The organism is Actinomycetospora sp. CA-084318 (assembly GCF_050955885.1).
Classification (GTDB): Bacteria; Actinomycetota; Actinomycetes; order Mycobacteriales; family Pseudonocardiaceae; genus Actinomycetospora.
Map to the genome: position 1 here is coordinate 992,511 of NZ_CP192098.1, position 15,608 is coordinate 1,008,118.

14 protein-coding genes and 1 tRNA gene are annotated in these 15,608 nt (G+C 74.8%); 12 read left to right on the forward strand and 3 right to left on the reverse strand.

Features of this window, described 5'->3' with window-relative positions:
- Positions 1 to 31 precede the first annotated feature (31 nt).
- The 3 genes from efeO to ACQPYX_RS04885 all read left to right on the forward strand — a co-directional run bounded on the left by efeO (position 32) and on the right by ACQPYX_RS04885 (position 3,994).
- Entirely contained in the window at positions 32 to 1,174 is a 1,143-nt protein-coding gene (efeO, locus tag ACQPYX_RS04875) for an iron uptake system protein EfeO (RefSeq protein WP_433801790.1), read from the forward strand.
- A complete protein-coding gene (gene efeB / locus ACQPYX_RS04880) occupies positions 1,171 to 2,403 on the forward strand; it encodes an iron uptake transporter deferrochelatase/peroxidase subunit (protein WP_433801791.1) in 1,233 nt (410 codons plus the stop codon). The genes efeO and efeB overlap by 4 nt, the downstream gene beginning before the upstream one ends.
- A 112-nt stretch (positions 2,404 to 2,515) precedes the next feature.
- A complete protein-coding gene (locus ACQPYX_RS04885) occupies positions 2,516 to 3,994 on the forward strand; it encodes a lytic transglycosylase domain-containing protein (protein ID WP_433801792.1) in 1,479 nt (492 codons plus the stop codon).
- Between the two features lie 83 nt (positions 3,995 to 4,077).
- Here the strand turns inward: ACQPYX_RS04885 and ACQPYX_RS04890 are convergent, their stop codons facing one another.
- Positions 4,078 to 4,473: a tetratricopeptide repeat protein gene (locus tag ACQPYX_RS04890; protein WP_433801793.1), complete on the reverse strand. Its 396-nt coding sequence runs from the start codon at positions 4,471 to 4,473 to the stop codon at positions 4,078 to 4,080.
- A 153-nt stretch (positions 4,474 to 4,626) separates the two neighbouring features.
- Between ACQPYX_RS04890 and eno the strand changes: the two genes are divergently transcribed.
- From eno to ACQPYX_RS04930, 8 genes are all read left to right on the forward strand, one after another.
- The gene (gene eno / locus ACQPYX_RS04895) at positions 4,627 to 5,913 is read left to right on the forward strand and encodes a phosphopyruvate hydratase (protein ID WP_433801794.1); all 1,287 of its coding nucleotides are present in this window, start codon (positions 4,627 to 4,629) and stop codon (positions 5,911 to 5,913) included.
- Between the two features lie 8 nt (positions 5,914 to 5,921).
- Positions 5,922 to 6,524 (forward strand): FtsB family cell division protein, encoded by a 603-nt coding sequence (locus ACQPYX_RS04900; protein ID WP_433801795.1) that lies wholly within the window; start codon positions 5,922 to 5,924, stop codon positions 6,522 to 6,524.
- A 4-nt stretch (positions 6,525 to 6,528) separates the two neighbouring features.
- Positions 6,529 to 7,047 (forward strand): DUF501 domain-containing protein, encoded by a 519-nt coding sequence (locus tag ACQPYX_RS04905; RefSeq protein ID WP_433801796.1) that lies wholly within the window; start codon positions 6,529 to 6,531, stop codon positions 7,045 to 7,047.
- A gap of 364 nt (positions 7,048 to 7,411) precedes the next feature.
- Positions 7,412 to 8,383, forward strand: a complete 972-nt coding sequence (locus ACQPYX_RS04910) for an exopolyphosphatase (protein WP_433801797.1) — start codon at positions 7,412 to 7,414, stop codon at positions 8,381 to 8,383.
- Positions 8,380 to 9,081 carry a uracil-DNA glycosylase gene (locus tag ACQPYX_RS04915; RefSeq protein WP_433801798.1) on the forward strand — a complete coding sequence of 234 codons (702 nt, stop codon included), beginning with the start codon at positions 8,380 to 8,382 and terminating at the stop codon, positions 9,079 to 9,081. The genes ACQPYX_RS04910 and ACQPYX_RS04915 overlap by 4 nt, the downstream gene beginning before the upstream one ends.
- A 12-nt stretch (positions 9,082 to 9,093) precedes the next feature.
- A tRNA-Leu gene (locus tag ACQPYX_RS04920) sits at positions 9,094 to 9,167 on the forward strand.
- 260 nt (positions 9,168 to 9,427) lie between these two features.
- On the forward strand, positions 9,428 to 10,354 hold the full coding sequence (locus ACQPYX_RS04925) for a PIG-L deacetylase family protein (RefSeq protein ID WP_433801799.1): 927 nt from the start codon (positions 9,428 to 9,430) through the stop codon (positions 10,352 to 10,354).
- Positions 10,355 to 10,489: 135 nt separating this feature from the next.
- Positions 10,490 to 12,814, forward strand: a complete 2,325-nt coding sequence (locus ACQPYX_RS04930) for a SpoIIE family protein phosphatase (RefSeq protein ID WP_433801800.1) — start codon at positions 10,490 to 10,492, stop codon at positions 12,812 to 12,814.
- A gap of 63 nt (positions 12,815 to 12,877) precedes the next feature.
- Here ACQPYX_RS04930 and ACQPYX_RS04935 read toward each other — a convergent pair whose 3' ends face one another.
- Positions 12,878 to 13,117, reverse strand: coding sequence for an antitoxin (locus tag ACQPYX_RS04935; protein ID WP_433801801.1), 240 nt, complete (start codon positions 13,115 to 13,117; stop codon positions 12,878 to 12,880).
- Positions 13,118 to 13,385: 268 nt separating this feature from the next.
- On the opposite strand from ACQPYX_RS04935, the gene ACQPYX_RS04940 reads away from it, so the two are divergent.
- Positions 13,386 to 14,189, forward strand: coding sequence for a Bax inhibitor-1/YccA family protein (locus tag ACQPYX_RS04940; RefSeq protein ID WP_433801802.1), 804 nt, complete (start codon positions 13,386 to 13,388; stop codon positions 14,187 to 14,189).
- 146 nt (positions 14,190 to 14,335) lie between these two features.
- On the opposite strand, the gene ACQPYX_RS04945 is transcribed toward ACQPYX_RS04940, so the two are convergent.
- On the reverse strand, positions 14,336 to 15,574 hold the full coding sequence (locus ACQPYX_RS04945; protein ID WP_433801803.1) for an acetyl-CoA C-acetyltransferase: 1,239 nt from the start codon (positions 15,572 to 15,574) through the stop codon (positions 14,336 to 14,338).
- Positions 15,575 to 15,608 lie beyond the last annotated feature (34 nt).

The window sequence follows — 15,608 nt, forward strand, 5'->3', positions numbered from 1 at the left end:
CCTCCCCGCAACCACGTTCGACAGGAGAACCGTGTCCGCACGCCCCGTCCTCGCTGCGCTCGCCGCGACCCTCGCCGCCGCGGTCGTCGGCGGCTGCACCAGCACCGCGACGCCCCAGGGCGCGCCCGGGCAGCCCGGCCCGATCACCGTGTCCGCGTCCGACACGGCCTGCGACCTGTCCAGCGCGACCGCGCCCGCCGGCACGATCTCGTTCACGATCCGCAACGCCGGCTCGAAGGTGACCGAGTTCTACGTCTACGGCGCGGGCGACCGGATCATCGGCGAGGTCGAGAACATCGGCCCGGGCCTCACCCGCCCGCTCACCGTCGAGGTCCCGCAGGGCGGCACGTACACCACCGCCTGCAAGCCGGGCATGGTCGGCGACGGCATCCGCGCCCCGTTCACCGTCACCGGCAACGCCGCGGCGGCCGTCGAGGGCGACGCCGCGCTCGCCGCCGCGGTGCAGGGCTACCAGCGGTACACGACCTCCCAGACCGAGGCCCTCGTCACGAAGACCGGCGAGTTCACCGAGGCCGTCAAGCGCGGCGACGTCCCCGCGGCCCAGGCCCTCTTCCCGGTCAGCCGCACCTACTGGGAGCGCATCGAGCCGGTCGCCGAGTCCTTCGGCGACATCGACCCGAAGATCGACGGCCGCGAGGACGACGAGCGCGACCCGGGCGTCGAGTTCACCGGCTACCACCGCCTCGAGAAGGACCTGTGGGTCACCGGCCTGCAGCCCGACTCGGGCGCGATGGCCGACCGGTTGATGGCCGACGTGCGCGACCTCCAGTCGCGGGTCGGCACCGTGCAGCTCACCCCGCTGCAGCTCGCCAACGGCGCCAAGGAACTGCTCGACGAGGTCGCCACCGGCAAGATCACCGGCGAGGAGGACCGCTACTCGCACACCGACCTCTGGGACTTCCGCGCCAACGTCGACGGTTCGCAGGCCGCCGTGGCCGCGCTGCGCCCCGTGATCGACCAGCGCGACCCGGTGCTCGGCCAGACCCTCGACCAGCGCTTCGCCGCGCTCGACGCGCTGCTGGAGAACTACCGGGCCGGCGACGGGTTCAAGCTCTACACCGAGCTCACGCCGGACGACACGAAGAAGATGACCGAGGCCGTCGACGCCGTCAGCGAACCGGTCAGCCAGGTCGCGGGGATCATCGCGGCATGAGCCTGCGCGGCTTCACCCGGCGTCGGCTGCTCGGAGCGGCCGGCGCCGGGACCGCCCTGGTCGGCGCCGGGGTCGCGGGCGGCTACCTCGCCGGGTCGTCCGCCGAGCCCGGCCCGCCGGAGCAGGCGGTCGTGCCGTTCCGCGGGGTGCACCAGGCCGGGATCGTGACGCCCGCGCAGGACCGGCTGCACTTCGTCGCCCTCGACGTCACCGCCACCGGGCCGATCCTGCGGCAGGCCGTCGTCGCCCTGCTCAAGCGGTGGACCACGGCGGCCGAACGCATGACGGCGGGAGCGGAGGCCGCGCCCGGCGGCGCGGTGAACCGCAACCCGGCGGCCCCGCCCTCCGACACCGGCGAGGCGCTCGACCTGCCGGCCGCGTCGCTCACGTTGACCTTCGGCATCGGCGGCTCGCTGCTCGACAAGCTCGGCATCCCGCGGCCGGCCGCGCTCGCCGAGCTGCCGCCGTTCCAGCGCGACCAGCTCGACCCGGCCCTGTCCGGCGGCGACCTGTGCGTCCAGGCCTGCGCCGACGACCCGCAGGTCGCCGTGCACGCCGTGCGCAACCTCGTGCGCATGGGCTTCGGGACGACGGCCGTGCGCTGGTCCCAGCTGGGGTTCGGCCGCACCTCGTCGACCTCGACCGCCCAGCAGACCCACCGCAACCTGTTCGGCTTCAAGGACGGCACCAACAACCTCAAGGCCGAGGACACCGCCGCGCTCGACGAGCACGTGTGGGCCGCTCCGGCCGACGGTGCGCCGTGGATGGCGAACGGCAGCTACCTCGTCGCGCGCCGCATCCGGATGCACGTCGAGACCTGGGACCGGACCTCGCTCACCGAGCAGGAGTCGCTGACCGGGCGGACCAAGGGGACCGGCGCCCCGATCGGCGCCACCGACGAGTTCGCGCCGATCGACCTCACCTCCCCGCTGATCGCCGACGACGCCCACATCCGGCTCGCGTCGGCCTCCGCCCTGGGCGGGGTGCGGATCCTGCGCCGCGGCTACAACTTCGTCGACGGCTCCGACGGCGCCGGCCACCTCAACGCGGGCCTGTTCTTCCTCGCCTTCATGCGCGACCCGCAGCGGCAGTTCGTGCCCATGCAGAGCGCCCTGGCCCGGCACGACCGGATGATGGAGTACATCGAGCACACCGGGTCGGCGGTGTTCGCCTGCCCCGGGGGCCTGGCCGACGGGGCGTACTGGGGCCAGTCCCTGCTGGAGGCGTGAGCACCCTCCCCCTCGTGGCAGCAAAGCGTCGTTACTGGCATCCAGTGACAGGGAAGGTCACATCGTCGGGCCGGAGAACGGCCGCAGTGACCGGGCCGTAACCTTCCCGTCGATGAGCACGAGCGTCGACTCCCACCGCGGAGCGGGCCCGTCCGACGAGGACGGCGAGCCCGACGACGTCACGGCACCCCTGCGTCGCCCGGCGCCGGAGGACACGGCCACCGACCGCTTCCCCGTTCCCGACGACGGCTCGGGTCCGGTCGGGTGGTTCGACGCCGCTCCGCGCCCGACGGCGGCCGCCGCGCGACCCGCGCCACCCGCCACGTCCGCCGGCCCGGCGGTCGCCGCTGCGGCCCCTCCCGCGGAGTCGACGGTCGCCTCAGCTTCCGTCGCTCCCGCGCCGTCACCGTCCACGCCCTCGCCGCAGCCTCGGGCGCCCCGGCCGACCACGGCGTCCCCGACCCCGTCCGACGCCCCGGACGTCTCCGACGCCGCCGCGGCAGCCGCACCCGCAGACCCGCCCGTTGAGCCCGGCGAGCCCGGCGAGCCCACAGACGCGCCACGCCCACGACGTCGTTCGCGGGGGATGCGGGTGCCGGCGGGCGCACCCGTCGTCGTAGACGACCAGCAGGGCACCACGGCGGCGCCGGCAGCCGCCCCGCCGCCGTGGCGTCCCGACGGGCACGACGCCGTCGCCGCGCGCCCCCGGCCCACGCCCGCGCCCCGCCCGACCGGTCCGGCGGGCCCCGTGCTCCCGGTCGGCGGGCCGCCCGCGCCGAGCACCCCGAAGGAGCCGCCGACGAAGCACACCGCGGCGCTCGGTCGGTTGGCGCTGGTGCTCGTGCTGGTCGCGGCGGTCGTCGGGACGGTCGTGGTGCTGCAGCAGCGCAGCCAGTTCGGGCGCACCGACGCGGGTGCGGACGAGATCCCGGCCCTCGAGGTGGCGCCCGCGCAGGTCGACCTGAACACCGTCGGGCAGCCGAACGCGCTCGCGCCGCCGGCGGCCCTGCTGCCGGGGACGACGGGTGCGCCGGCGGCCGGACGCCCGCCGACGATCTCGGCCTGGGCGAACGGGCTGGCGCCGCGGACGAACATCCCGGCGATCGCGCTGCAGGCCTACGGGATGTCGGACCTGGCGATGAAGAAGCTCGACCCGGCCTGCCACCTGAGTTGGGTCACCCTCGCGGGGCTGGGCCGCATCGAGTCGAACCACGGCCGCTACCGCGGCGCGTCGATCGCCCCGAACGGTGCGGTGACGCCCCCGATCATCGGCGTCCCGCTCGACGGCACCGGCGGCAACCGGGCGATCGCCGGCAGCGACGGCAACTACGACCGCGCCGAGGGGCCGATGCAGTTCATCGAGTCCACGTGGGCGCGGTGGGGCTCGGACGGCAACGGCGACGGCGTGGCCGACCCGAACAACATCTACGACGCCGCGTTCACGGCCGGCCGCTACCTGTGCGCGGGCGGCCGGGACCTCGCGACCGGTGAGGGCTGGCGCGACGCGGTGCTGTCGTACAACTTCTCCGACGACTACGGCCGCCGGGTCTACGCGGCCGCCCAGGCGTACGCGAACAGCACGGCGCCGTAGGTCGGGCACCCTCCCCGTGGCAGCGAAGCGTCGTTGCTGCCACTGGCTGACAGCAACGACGCTTTGCTGCCACTGAGGAGGTGCTACGCCCCGCGGCGCAGCGCGATCGACGCGCTCACCTCGCCGAGGGCCTCCTGGTACTCCGGCCGCGGGTCCATGGCGGCCGCCATGCGCAGCTGGGCGCGGGCCTCGGGCAGGCGCGACTGGCGCTGCAGGCACCGGCCGAGGGCGAAGCGCGCGTAGTGGTCGGCCGGGTCGAGCTCGAGCACGCGCAGGAAGCCCGCCTCGGCCCGCCGCAGCTGTGCCGACGCGAGGTAGGCGCGCGCGGCGAGCAGCTGCACCGAGGCGGCCTCGCTCTCGGTCTCCGGCAGACTGCCGAGCGCCTTCAGGGCGTCCAGCGGCCGTCGGTCGTCGAGCAGCTGCTCGGCCCGCCGGAAGGCGGTGACACCGGATTCGGGGAACGAGCGCGGCGTCGACATTCCCGCACGGTAGGACCCGAACGCGCCGGACGCGAGGGCTGAACCGGGGGCCCGCCGGGTGTGACGCTGCGTGGCGCACATCGATCACGGACGAGGAGCGGTTAGAGTCGGCGCCCGGCCACCGACGAACCGAACATCCTGGAGGCGGAGCCCGTGGCGGTCATCGAGCAGGTCGGCGCTCGGGAGATCCTCGACTCGCGGGGAACCCCGACGGTCGAGGTGGAGGTCGCGCTCGAGGACGGCACGCTCTCGCGCGCCGCCGTCCCCAGCGGCGCCAGCACCGGCGAGCACGAGGCCGTGGAGCTGCGTGACGGCGACAAGGGTCGCTACCTCGGCAAGGGCGTCGAGAAGGCGGTCGCCGGCGTGCTGGACGAGATCGGCCCCGGCATCGTCGGGATGGACGCCACCGAGCAGCGGGTCGTCGACCAGAAGCTGATCGACCTCGACGGCACCCCGGACAAGTCCCGCCTCGGCGCGAACGCGCTGCTGGGCGTCAGCCTCGCCGTCGCCCGCGCGGCCGCGGAGTCCGCCGAGTTCGACCTGTTCCGCTACGTGGGCGGGCCGAACGCGCACGTGCTGCCGGTGCCGATGATGAACATCCTCAACGGCGGCGCCCACGCCGACTCCGGGGTGGACATCCAGGAGTTCATGGTCGCCCCGATCGGCGCCGAGACCTTCCGCGAGGCCCTGCGCTGGGGCGCCGAGGTGTACCAGGCGCTGAAGTCGGTGCTGAAGAAGAACGGGCTGTCGACGGGACTCGGCGACGAGGGCGGCTTCGCCCCGTCGCTCGCGACGAACCGCGAGGCGCTCGACCTCATCGCCACCGCCGTCGGCCAGGCCGGCCTCACCCTCGGCCGCGACGTGGTGCTCGCCCTCGACGTCGCCGCGAGCGAGCTCTACTCCGAGGGCACCTACACCTTCGAGGGGCAGAAGCGCTCCGCCGCGCAGATGAGCTCGTACTACGCCGAGCTGATCGACGCCTACCCGCTCGTCTCGATCGAGGACCCCCTCGGCGAGAACGACTGGGAGGGCTGGGCGCGGATGACCGCCGACGTCGGCGACCGCGTGCAGATCGTCGGCGACGACCTCTTCGTCACCAACATCGAGCGGCTCGAGGAGGGCATCGAACGCCGCGCCGCGAACGCGCTGCTGGTCAAGGTCAACCAGATCGGCACGCTCTCCGAGACGCTGGACGCGATGAGCCTCGCCCAGCAGTACGGCTACCGCTGCATGATGAGTCACCGCTCCGGCGAGACCGAGGACACCACGATCGCCGACCTGGCCGTCGCCACGAACTGCGGCCAGATCAAGACCGGTGCCCCGGCGCGGTCCGAGCGCGTGGCCAAGTACAACCAGCTGCTGCGCATCGAGGAGGCGCTCGGCGACGCCGCGCGCTACGCGGGCGACCTCGCCTTCCCGCGCTTCGACCCGGAGGCCTGAGGCCCCCCATGGCCGCCACCGCACCCGATCAGCCGTCGACGGGGTCGTTCCCGACGACGGGGGCGGGCGCGGGTCGGTCGCGGGGTCGGCAGCGGGCCCGGCAGGGTCCTCGTCGGGACCCGCAGCGGGCGGCCCTGCGCCGGCACCCGCTCTCCGGGCGGGGGCGGAACACGCCGGCGGCGGCCCAGGCCGCGGCGCGGGCGGTCCACGCCACCCGCGGTGCTCTGGGCCTCTCCACGGCCCGGCGGGCGGCGCTGCTCGCGGTCGTGGTCTGCGCCCTCGCCCTGACCGTCGCCGTGCCGCTGCGCAACTACGTCTCGCAGCGCCACGAGATCGCCGCGGTCGCCGCCCAGCAGCAGCGGCTCGACGCCGAGGCCGCCCGACTGCGCGGTGAGCGTGCCGCGATGGACGACCCGGCCCACATCGAGGCGCTCGCCCGGGCCCGCCTCGGGTACGCGCGCCCGGGGGAGACGCCCTACCGGGTGGAGCTGCCCGGCGACGCCGCGCGCGCCCCGGAGCAGGACGCCCCGATCGCGCCCTCCGAGGCCGACCTGCCCTGGTACACCCGCGTCGCGCGAGGCACCCTCGGCACGGCGAGCACGCAGCCCTGACCGCATGGAATCCGTCCGCGAAGGCGACCGCGAGGCGATCGCCGCCCAGATCGGCCGCGCACCACGTGGTCTGCGGGCCGTCGCCCACCGCTGCCCGTGCGGGCTGCCCGACGTCGTGCAGACCGCCCCGCGGCTCGAGGACGGCACGCCGTTCCCGACGCTCTACTACGCGACCTGCCCGCGCCTGACGTCGCGGATCGGGTCGTTGGAGGCGGAGGGGCTGATGCGCGAGCAGCAGGACCGGCTCGCCACCGACCCGGCGTTCGCCGACGCCTACCGCGCGGCCCACGAGTCCTACCTCGCCGAGCGCGACGCGATCGAGTCGCTGGGCACCGACGTCAGCGCGGGCGGCATGCCCGAGCGGGTGAAGTGCCTGCACGTGCACGTCGCGCACACCCTGGCGGTCGGCCCGGGGGTGAACCCGGCCGGCGACGAGGCGCTCGCGCTGCTGCCGGAGTGGTGGGCGCCCGGGCCGTGCGTGCCGACCACCGTCACCGGCGCCACGACCGACGACGGGGCGTGACCGGTCCGTGTCGTCGCGACAGGATCTCCGGACACCGGGGACCGCACGCAGCGTCGCGCCCCGACAACGACACGGGTGATCCGCCGACACGGCACGGTGTCGGAACCGGTTCCGGATTGCCGTGACACCGTCGGACGCGCGACCATGGTCAAGTCGCCGTCACCGGCGACCCGGTTCTCCGGTGGTGCGGACGGCCCACCGGTCCGCGGGGTTCTCCGCCGATCCCCGCGGGTGCTGAGAGGACCGGCTACCGGGCGGCGACACCCGCCGTCCGCCGCCCGGTAGCCGGTCCCGCATCCCCGGCCCGCAGCACACCGGCGGGCGCCGTAACCTCACGCGCGATCCATCGCCGGAGGGAGCGCCCATGCCGCGCGTCGCGGCCATCGACTGCGGGACCAACTCGATCCGCCTGCTCGTCGCCGACGTGACCGTCCGCGAGGACGGCTCGCAGTGGCTCACCGACGTGCACCGCGAGATGCGCGTCAACCGGCTCGGCCAGGGCGTGGACGCCACGCGCCGGATCGCGCCGGAGTCGCTGGCGCGCACGAAGGAGGCACTGCTCGCCTACGGCGAGATGCTGCGGCGCACCTCGACGACCACCGTGCGGCTCTGCGCCACGTCGGCGTCGCGCGACGCGGAGAACCGCGACGAGTTCTTCTCCATGGTGCGCGACATCATCGGCGTCGAGGCCGAGGTGATCACCGGTGAGGAGGAGGCCCGGCTGTCCTTCGCGGGCGCCGTGGCCGACCTCGACCCCGACGAGGGCCCCGCCGTGGTGGCCGACGTCGGCGGCGGGTCCACCGAGCTGGTCGCCGGCACGTGGGACGCGGTCGCGGCGGAGGTCGCGGCGGCGTACTCCGCGAACGTCGGCTGCGTCCGGCTCACCGAGAAGCACCTGCACGACGACCCGCCCTCGGCCGCCCAGGTCGCCGAGGCGGAGGCGTTCACGCGGGAGACCCTCGCGCCGGCGTTCGAGGCCGTGGACGTCGCCGACGTCCAGACCTGGGTGGCTGTCGCGGGCACCGCCACGACGATCGCCGCCGTCGCGATGGGCCTGCGCAGCTACGCCCCCGAGAAGATCCACCTGGCGCGCCTCGGGCTCGACGAGGTCCGGGAGACGTGCCTGCGCCTGGAGGCCATGCCGCGTTCCGAGCGGGCCGCCCTCGGGCCGATGCACCCCGGACGCGTCGACGTCATCGGCGGCGGGTCGCTCGTGGTGCGGGTCCTCGCCGAGGAGCTGGCCGAGCGGGCGGGCATCACCGAGCTCGTCGTCTCCGAGCACGACATCCTCGACGGCATCGCCCGGGAGTGCGCCCGCGCGAGCCGCGCGCAGTGACGGCGGCCGCGCTCGCCGCCCTCGACGCTCAGATCGTCGACTGCCGGGCCTGCCCCCGGCTCGTCGCCTGGCGGGAGCAGGTCGCCCGGGAGAAGCGGGCGGCCTTCCGCGACCAGACCTACTGGGGCCGGCCGGTGCCCGGCTTCGGGCCGGCCGACGCCCGGCTCGCGATCGTGGGCCTCGCGCCCGCCGCGCACGGGGCCAACCGCACCGGCCGGATGTTCACCGGCGACCGCTCGGGCGACGTGCTCTACGCGGCCCTGCACGCCGTCGGGCTCGCCTCGCAGCCCACGGCGACGTGGCCGGGGGACGGGCTGGAGCTGCACGGCGTCCGGATCGTCGCGCCCGTGCGCTGCGCCCCGCCGGAGAACAAGCCCACGCCGGCCGAGCGGGACACCTGCCGGCCCTTCCTCGAACGCGAGCTGGCGCTGCTCACCGGGGTCCGGGCGGTCGTCGTCCTGGGCGGCTTCGGCTGGCAGGCCCTCCTCCCCGTGCTCGACGACGGATGGGTGGTGCCGCGGCCGCGGCCCCGCTTCGGGCACGCGACGACGGTGACGTTGGAGCCGCGGGACGACCGGGGGCCGTTGCAGCTCTTCGGCTGCTACCACGTCAGCCAGCAGAACACCTTCACCGGACGGCTCACCCCGGCCATGCTGGAGGAGGTCCTGGCCGCGGCCGCGCGAGCGGCCGGCTCGTAGGCTCGCCCCGCGGCCCCCGTAGCCCAATCGGCAGAGGCAGGCGACTTAAAATCGCCGCAGTGTGGGTTCGAACCCCACCGGGGGCACCGTCACCCGACGTTCACCCGTCGTCGACCCCGTGTCGGGCGAGTCGACGTCCCCCCGTCGCCGCGTGGTCGCTCCGGCGAGAGACCGTGGACGCCGTGCCCTCACCCGGCTGCGCCACGATCGGAACCGTCCGGACCGCCGGGGTGCAGCACGGTGTGACCGCTCGCGTCGTGTCCCGGACCGCTCGGCGTTCTGCGCCGCGTGCTGCTCCGAACGGGCGAGATCCATGGGACAGACTTCCGGCGGGGAGGTGAGCAGGGTGGCTGACTTCGCGGGGGCGACCGGTGCTGCGCGGACCGGTGCGTCCGACGTGTCCGCGCCCGTGCGGCCGCCGTGGTCGGCGCTCGAGGCGCTGCGGCCCCTGACCCTGCGCTCCTGCCGCCGCATCGTGGTCGTCGCGCCCCACCCGCGCGACGAGATCCGCGCGGCCGGCGGCCTGCTCCGCCGTCTGGGCTCCCGGCACGCCGAGGTCGACGTCGTCAGCCTCACCGAACGCCCCACCCTCACCTGCCCGCCGCCCTCGCTGCCCGCCGACACCGTGCGCGACGGCCGGCTGACCGACGTCACCACCGCGACGGCGCCGACCACCGCCCCGATCAGCCTCGACGACCTCCTCGCCGGCGCTCTCGACGACCTCCCGGACGACCTCGACGACCCGGCCGGGCCGACCGGGGAGGACGACGACGTCGACCCCGACGAGGCGGCGGCCGAGGCCGCGTACCGGGCGCTCGGGCTCTCGGTGGTGCGCCGCCACCGCCTCGGGCTGCCCGACGGCGGGGTCGCGGCCGCGGAGTCCGACGTGGTGGCCGCCGTCAGCGAGATCGTCGGTTTCGCCGACGACCCGGGCGGCCTGTGCGTGCTGGCGCCCTGGTCCGGCGACGGGGACGACGACCACGAGGCCGCGGGCCGGGCGGCCGAGGTGGTCACCGCCGCCTACCGGGTGCGCCTCGTGCGCTGGTTGGACCGCGCGTGGACCTGGGCCGGGCCGGACTCGGCGGAGGTGCCGTGGCGCCGGGCGCGCCAGGTGCTGCTCACCGACACGCTCATCGCCCGCAAGCACGCCGCGAGCGCGGCCTTCACGGCGGCGCTCGGCGGCCCGGACCGCGATCCGGGGCGCGACGCCGAGCACGACGCCGAGCTGCCGGACGGCTGGGCGCCGGGTCCCCGCGAGGTCTACCTCGTCTGACGACCCGCGCGGCCCGGGCGCTCCGTCGCGGGCCGTTGCATCCCAGTCCGACGGATCGTCCCGGGGCGCCCGGTCCGGGGTAATCCGCGCATCCGTATCGGGCCGGAGCGGCACCGGGTGGCTAGGCTGCCCGGGGTGACGGGCAGGTCTAACGGGGACGGTCACGCCGACGACGGCGCGGCCGCGGCGTCGGCGCGTCACCGGGACGCCCACGACACGGTGACGGGAGGAGTCGGGATCGAGCACGTGGAGACCGCAGACGACGCGAGGTGGGGTGCCTCCGACGACGTCGGTACGGATCCGGGGATGGCCGACGAGGCCGCGCGCGTGCGGGACAGCCTCACCGTCGACGTCGGCGACGGCGACCTGCCCCAGGTGCTGCACACCGCCCCGGCCGCCGTGGCCCTGATCGACCTCGACGCGGGCACCGTCACCTACGCCAACGGGTCCGCGCAGGACCTCACGGGCGGCAAGGCGCAGCTCCCGCTCGACATCGACGCCTGGAGCGAGGCGGCGGGTCTCACCGACCTGTCCGGCCGCCCGATGCGCGACACCGCGTCGCCCCTGTCCCGCGTGGCCCAGGGCATGCCGGTCTCCGGGGAGCCGGTCGCGGTCTCGGACGCGGCCCGCCGGGGCTCGGAGGCCACGGTCGAGGAGCGCGAGGAGGCCGAGGGGCGCCTGCTCTGGGTGACCGGCTTCCCGCTGTCCGAGGCCGAGGACGACGAGCGTCGCCGCCTCGCCCTCGTCGTCTTCCTGCAGCTCTCCGGGGCGGGCGCCCAGCGCCACCTCGAGATGATGCGCGACCGGGCCGTCGTCGCCACCGAGCTCTCCTTCACCATCTCCGACCCCGACCGCGAGCAGAACCCGCTGGTGTGGGTCAACCCGGCGTTCACCCGCCTCACCGGCTACGACCTCGACGAGGTCCTCGGCCGCAACTGCCGCTTCCTGCAGGGGCCGAACACCGACCCGACGTCGATCTCGCGGATCCGGGCCGCGCTCGCCGACGAGCGCCCGATCACCGAGGTGCTGCTCAACTACCGCCGCGACGGCACCGCGTTCTGGAACCAGGTGTCGATCTCCCCGGTGTTCGACGGCGGCGGCCGCGTCGTCAACTTCGTCGGGGTGCAGGCCGACGTCACCGAGCGCGTCATGGTCGAGAACGAGCGCCGGGCGGCGCTCGCGGCCGCCGAGGAGACCCGGGAGCAGCTGCGGCTGCTCACCGACTCCACCGCGGCGATGACCGCCTCCCTCGACTCCGGGGGCGCGGCCCGTGCCCTCGCCCGGATCGTCGTGCCCGCGCTCGCGGACTACTGCTGCGTCGACCTCCTCGAGGAGGTGGGCATGCCGTCCTCGGCGCACCGGGTGGCGGTCAACCACCGCGACGACACCAAGACCGACACGGTGTCCGCCCTCGGGCGGTGGATCACCCCGACCGACGACGGCGACGACCCGGTCGACCGCGTGCTCGCCGGCGGGCCGCCCTCGCTGCTGCCCGAGCTGCCGGTGCGCCCGGAGGGCCTGCGGGAGGACCGGGACCTGCTCGCGCAGTACGAGCAGCTGCGGCCCCGGTCGGCCATCGTCGTCCCGCTGCGGGCCCGCGGTCAGGTGCTCGGGGCGCTCACGCTCGGCACCGAGCTGCCCTACGGACGGCGCTACTCCCAGCGCGACCTCTACCTCGCGAGCGACCTCGCCGCCCGCGCCGGGCTCGCCGTCGACAACGCCCGCCTCTACGCCCGCGAGCACGGTGCCGCCGAGACGCTGCAGCGCAGCCTGCTGCCCGCCGTCCCGGACGTCCCCGGCCTCGTCGTGGCCTCGCGCTACCTCGCGGCGACCGACGGCGCCCAGGTCGGCGGCGACTGGTACGACCTGCTGCCGCTGCCCGACGGGGCCGTCGGGATCGCGGTCGGCGACGTCGTCGGGCACGACCTGCGTGCGGCGGCCGCGATGGGCGAGCTGCGCGGTGTGCTGCGCTCGTACGCGTGGGAGGGCCTCGGCCCGGACGCCGTGATCGACCGGTGCAACGACCTCGTCCAGGGCATGCACATGGCGGCGGCGATGGCGACCGCCGTGTTCGGGCGCCTGGAGCGGCCGGAGGACGGCGAGGGCTGGATCCTCGGCTACTGCAACGCCGGCCACCCGCCGCCCCTGCTGCGTCGCGTGGACGGCACCGTGGAGCTGCTCACCGGGAACCTGTCGCCGCTGATCGGCGCCACCCGGGCCGCCGCACGCGACTGCACCGAGGTGCACCTGCACCCCGGCGACCTGCTCGTGCTGCACACCGACGGGCTGATCGAGGCCCCCGGCGCGGACCCGGACGAGCGCACCGACCTCCTGGCGAGCACCCTCGCCAAGGCCCCCGACGTCGACGACGTGGGCGCGATCTGCGACCGCGTGCTCGAGGTGCTCGGCGCCGACGGGTTGCGCGACGACGCGGTGCTGCTCGCGGTCCGGATCGACTAGGAGCGCACACGACGACGGCCGGCGCCCCTCCCGGCGGGAGGGACACCGGCCGTCGTGGTGGGACTACTGGTGCGGCGGGGGCGGCGGCTGCTCGCCCTGCGGCGGCGGGGGCGGCGCCTGCTCGCCCTGCGGCCCGTGCAGGTAGTCCTTCGCCTTCTGTGAGGCCTGGTCGAACTGCTGGTCGTGACCGGCGAACTTGCCCTTGAGGGCGTCGCTCCCCTTGTCGACGAAGCTGTCGGCCTTGTCGGGGTTCTGCCCCGCCCACTCCTTGGCCTTGTTCACCATGTCGCCGAGGCCTGCCACGACGAACCTCCTGGTGCTCTCGGGTACACGTACTCCGGACACTCCGAGAGTGACCCGCGCGACGGGGTTCCATGCCGCCCGGGGGTCAACGCACCCCGAAGATTCCCCCGGTCGCCGGACATGGTCACGCGGGGTGTGTCCCGGGTGTCCGGATCGCCCTGTTCAGTGCAAAAATTGTTTTACCCGCGCGGGAACCCGAGCCCGTGGTCGCGCGTTGGGACCAGTGAGAGCGGTCGACCGGCCGCTCGGTGCACGTGGAGGAGGACTGGTGCGCACCAGCAGCAACCCGGCGTTCCGCAACCTGCCGACGTCGCCCGGTGGGTACGCGCGGTTCGGTGACGCGCCGGCGGGCCTGGGCGGCGCCTTCGGCGGTGGTCCCGCGGGGCAGCCCCCGGCGGCGGGTGCCTCGGACCGGCCGCTGACCGTCGACGACGTCGTCCAGAAGACCGCGCTCAACGCCGTCATCACCATCGGCGTCGGCATCGCGGCCGCGATCCTGCTCAGCCCGATCCTGGGCATCCTGGGCTTCGTCGTCGGCCTCGTCGTCTCGCTCATCATCATCTTCAAGCAGAGCTCCAACCCGGCGCTCGTCCTCACCTACTCGGTGTCGCAGGGTCTGGCCCTGGGCACGATCACCGGGTTCTTCGAGGCCTCGAGCAGCCGCTACGCCGGCATCGGCTTCCAGGCCATCGTCGGCGTCGTCGGTGTCTTCATCGGCATGCTCGTCGTCTACAAGACCGGCGCGATCCGGGTGACCCCCCGCCTGACCAAGATGGTCATCGGCGCCGCCATCGGCGTCGTCGTGCTCATGCTGGTCAACCTGGTGGTGTCGTTCTTCACCACGGGCGGCATCGGCCTCCGCGACGGCGGCCCGCTCGCGATCATCTTCTCGCTGGTCTGCATCGCGGTCGGCGCGTTCATGCTGCTGCTCGACTTCGACCAGGCCGACCAGGCCGTGAAGGCGGGCGTCCCGGCGAAGTTCGCCTGGTACCTCGCGTTCGGCTTCATGACGACGCTGGTCTGGCTCTACATCGAGATCCTGCGTCTGCTGAGCTACTTCCGCGGCGAGTAGCTCCGGACCGACACGACGACGGCCCGCCCCGGGACTCCCGGGGCGGGCCGTCGTCGTGTGTGAGGGGACGATCCCCCGCCCCCACCCTCGTGAGGGGACCCCTCACGAGGGTGGGGCGGGCGGATCCTCCCCGCACGGGACCGGGGTCAGGACAGCCGCTCGAGCACCATCGCCATGCCCTGACCGCCGCCGACGCACATCGTCTCGAGCCCGAACGTCGCGTCCTTCGCGCGCAGGCCGTTGAGCAGCGTGGTCGCGATGCGGGCGCCGGTCATGCCGAACGGGTGGCCGACCGCGATCGAGCCGCCGTGCACGTTGAGCTTGGACTCGATCGTCTCGTCGGTGAGCCCGAGGCCGCGCGCGGACGGCAGGACCTGCGCGGCGAAGGCCTCGTTGATCTCGACGAGGTCGATGTCGTCGATCGAGAGCCCGGCCCGGCCCAGCGCCTGCTTCGACGCCCCGATCGGCCCCAGGCCCATGATCTCCGGGGAGAGCCCGGTGACCCCGGTGGAGACGATCCGCGCGAGCGGGGTGATCCCGAGGTCCGCGGCCCGGGTGGAGGACATCACGACGACCGCCGCGGCCCCGTCGTTGAGCGGGCAGGCGTTGCCCGCGGTGATGCGGCCGTCGGGACGGAAGACCGGCTTGAGGTCGGCGACGGCCTCGTAGGTGGTCCCGGCGCGCGGGGAGTCGTCGGCGGCGACGACCGATCCGTCCGGCAGCGTGACCGGCGTGATCTCGCGGGCCCAGAAGCCGTCGGCGTTCGACCGCTCGGCGAGGTTCTGCGAGCGCACCGCGAACCGGTCCATCTCCTCGCGGGAGACGTCCTCGAGCAGGGCGACGTTCTCGGCGGTCTGGCCCATCGCGATGTAGGCGTCGGGGAGCAGCCCGTCGGCGCGCGGGTCGTGCCACTGCGACGCGCCCGCCGCGGCGGTCTCGGCGGTGCGCGCCTGGGCCTCGTCGAACAGCGGGTTCTGGGTGCCGGGCAGGCCGTCCGAGGAGCCCTTCTCGAACCGCGACACCGTCTCGACGCCGGCGGCGACGAACACGTCGCCCTCCCCGGCGCGGATGGCGTGGGCGGCCATCCGGATGGTCTGCAGCGACGACGAGCAGTAGCGGGTGATCGTGGTGCCGGGGACGGTGTCGAGCCCGAGCTGGACCGCGACGATGCGGCCCATGTTGTAGCCCTGCTCGCCGCCGGGCAGGCCGCAGCCGAGCATCAGGTCCTCGACCTCGGCGGGCGGGAGCGCGGGCACCTGGTCGAGGGCGGCGCGCACCATCTGCGCGGCCAGGTCGTCGGGGCGCATGCCGGCGAGCGTCCCCTTGCGGGCCCGTCCGATGGGGGAGCGGGCGGCGGACACGATCACGGCGTCGGGAGTGGCCATGACCTGCACCCTAGGCGCGCGGATCCGCCCCGGA